The organism is Rhodobacter sp. P2_H5 (assembly GCF_056403335.1).
Genome location: NZ_JBFUFS010000082.1, coordinates 1 through 935, shown reverse-complemented (window position 1 = coordinate 935; position 935 = coordinate 1). Strand labels below are relative to the sequence as shown.

Here is a 935-nt window from a genome sequence, read left to right as displayed (position 1 = left end):
GCCCCGATCAGTCCGGTGGCCCCCAGCGCGCCGCGATAAAGCCGCCCCTGCGAGACGATGCCCGCCCCGATCCGCCGCCCAACCTTGACGAACAGCATCGAGGACACACCTTTTCCGGCCCCGGCATGAAGTTCGCCCATCGTCATCATATCGACCGAGGACCTCATCCAGATCGGTGCGCCAAAGCTGCGGGTCAGCATCTCGACCAGAGGAAAGCCTTCCCATGCGGGCAGGGCCGGGGGCGTTCTGGTCAGGAAGTCGCCCACGGTGCCGGGCACGGACAGCGAGATGCCCCAGAGCCCGGCGGGAGAGGTCTGACGTTCCAGCGACCAGCGCAGCAGCGTCGTCAACCGTTCAGCCAAGGCCGGCGGTGGGGCGGTCAGTTCGAATTCTTCGTGGTGTTCGGTCAGAAGGTTGCCGGCCAGATCGGCCACGCCCACACCCAAGGCAGTCTGGTCCAACGTGGCCACCAGCACCCGGCCCCGCCGCGCCGCCAGCCGAACAAGTCGCGGCGCACGCCCCCCGGTGGCGGGGCCGGTCTCGCTTTCGTCGATCAGGCCCAGATCCGCCAGCATGGTCAGCCGGTCCGCCACAACGGCACGACCGAGTTCACTTTTGCGCTCCAGTTCCTGGCGAGTCGCCGGATCTTCGGCGCGAATCAGGTTCAGAAGTTCGACCAGCGAGGGTGCCGCCGTTTCGGCCACCCGAGGTCGCCCCTTGCCGCGTGCGGCGGCGGTCGTCGCTGTCAGGTCTTGCGGCATCGCCTCTCCGATCCTCTCTTTTGTTAGATAAATCGGGGCCTTCGTCTGATCAAGCAAATACTTCTGCATTTTTTCCGCAAAAGATGGTATAGTTAAGTGGTAAATACATTGACCCGACATGATTCCAGGCATAAGAAGTTGCCCAACGGCTTGAGGAGGTCGACGCGCCAAGGG

The 935-nt window shown here is 64.2% G+C and carries 1 protein-coding gene; it reads right to left on the bottom strand.

Translation table 11 applies throughout. From position 1 onward, the window contains the following. Positions 1–761: ROK family transcriptional regulator (locus AC1DVR_RS23595; protein ID WP_478003061.1), on the bottom strand; the 761-nt coding region annotated here is incomplete at its 3' end. Positions 762–935 lie beyond the last annotated feature (174 nt).